The organism is Geobacillus sp. ZGt-1 (genome assembly GCF_001026865.1).
Classification (GTDB): domain Bacteria; phylum Bacillota; class Bacilli; order Bacillales; family Anoxybacillaceae; genus Geobacillus; species Geobacillus thermoleovorans.
Genome location: NZ_LDPD01000063.1, coordinates 1 through 1,607, shown reverse-complemented (window position 1 = coordinate 1,607; position 1,607 = coordinate 1). Strand labels below are relative to the sequence as shown.

The 1,607-nt window shown below is 55.1% G+C and carries 2 protein-coding genes; both read left to right on the top strand.

What is annotated here, in order from left to right; genetic code table 11:
- The first annotated feature begins 82 nt into the window (after positions 1–82).
- A complete protein-coding gene (locus tag VU18_RS15510) occupies positions 83–1,006 on the top strand; it encodes a PLP-dependent cysteine synthase family protein (protein ID WP_011232019.1) in 924 nt (307 codons plus the stop codon).
- Positions 1,007–1,008: 2 nt separating this feature from the next.
- Positions 1,009–1,607, top strand: a 599-nt coding sequence (locus tag VU18_RS15505; protein WP_047758445.1) for an aminotransferase class I/II-fold pyridoxal phosphate-dependent enzyme, incomplete at its 3' end; no start/stop codon positions are given.

Genomic DNA, 1,607 nt, shown 5'->3' with positions numbered 1-1,607 from the left:
TTTAAATTGCATCTATATATATAGACAACAGAACACCGCCGTTTTGCTGCTAAACTGAGCGTGAAGAAACGGAGTGACTTGTATGCGCGTAGCAAAAAGCATCCATGAGTTGATCGGCCATACGCCGGTTGTCGAAATTACGCGCTTCCCCCTCCCGGAAGGCGTTCGGCTGTTCGCCAAGCTTGAATACTTCAATCCTGGCGGAAGCATTAAAGACCGGCTCGGACAAGAGCTGTTGCGCGAGGCGTTTGCATCAGGAAAACTGAAAGAGGGGGGCACGATCATCGAGCCGACGGCCGGCAACACCGGCATCGGTCTGGCGCTGGCGGCGATCGGCAAAAACGTGAACATCATTTTTTGTGTGCCGGAAAAATTCAGCATCGAAAAACAACAGCTGATGAAGGCGCTCGGGGCGCAAATCGTTCATACACCGACTGAAGAGGGAATGGAAGGAGCAATCCGCAAAGCGGAGGAGCTCGCCCGCACGATTCCAGGCGCCTATTGCCCCCAGCAGTTCCAAAACCCGGCCAATCCAAGGACGTATTACAAGACGCTCGGTCCGGAGCTGTGGGACGATTTGGACGGACAGATCGACATTTTTGTCGCCGGCGCCGGCTCCGGCGGCACGTTTATGGGGACAGCGACGTTTTTAAAAGAAAAAAACCCGGCCATTAAAACGGTCATCGTGGAACCGGAAGGCTCGATTTTAGGCGGCGGCAAGCCGGGTCCGCATCGGACGGAAGGGATCGGCATGGAGTTTTTGCCGCCGTTTATGGATCCGGATTATTTTGATGCCATCTACACGATCGCGGACGATGACGCGTTCCGGCGCGTCAGCGAACTCGCGAGACAGGAGGGGCTTTTGGTCGGCAGTTCGTCCGGCGCCGCGTTTCATGCCGCCTTGATGGAAGCAGAGAAGGCAAAGCCAGGGACGAATATCGTCGTCATTTTTCCGGACGGGAGCGAACGCTATTTAAGCAAACACATTTATGAAGGTGGGAGGTAACGATGAGGCGGAAAACAATGCTCATTCATGGCGGCATTCCGGGGGATCCGCATACTGGAGCGGTGTCGGTCCCGATTTATCAAGTGAGTACGTATAAGCAAGAAGAAGTTGGAAAGCATAAAGGGTTTGAATACTCGCGCACCGGCAACCCGACGCGCGCGGCGCTTGAGAAGCTGATCGCTGATCTCGAGGGCGGCGAAGCCGGCTTTGCGTTCGCTTCCGGTATGGCGGCAATTACGGCCGTCATGATGTTGTTTCAAAGCGGCGACCATCTAGTGCTCACTGACGATGTGTACGGCGGCACGTATCGCGTCATGACGAACGTGCTGAATCGGTTCGGGCTTGAGGCGACGTTCGTCGATACGAGCGATGTCGCCAACATCGAGGCGCACATCCGGCCGAATACGAAAGCCATCTATATTGAAACGCCGACGAACCCGCTGTTGAAAATCACTGACTTGCAAGCCGCCGCCGCCATTGCCCGTGCGCATGGGCTGCTATTGATCGTCGATAACACGTTTTCCACTCCGTACTTTCAGACGCCGCTTGAGCTTGGCGCCGATATCGTCATCCATAGCGCGACGAAATATTTAGGCGGCCA

What these genes read in the sequence shown, in the direction of transcription:
- VU18_RS15510 (WP_011232019.1), top strand. Translation starts at nt 83, where the DNA reads ATGCGCGTAGCAAAAAGCATCCATGAGTTGATCGGCCATACGCCGGTT.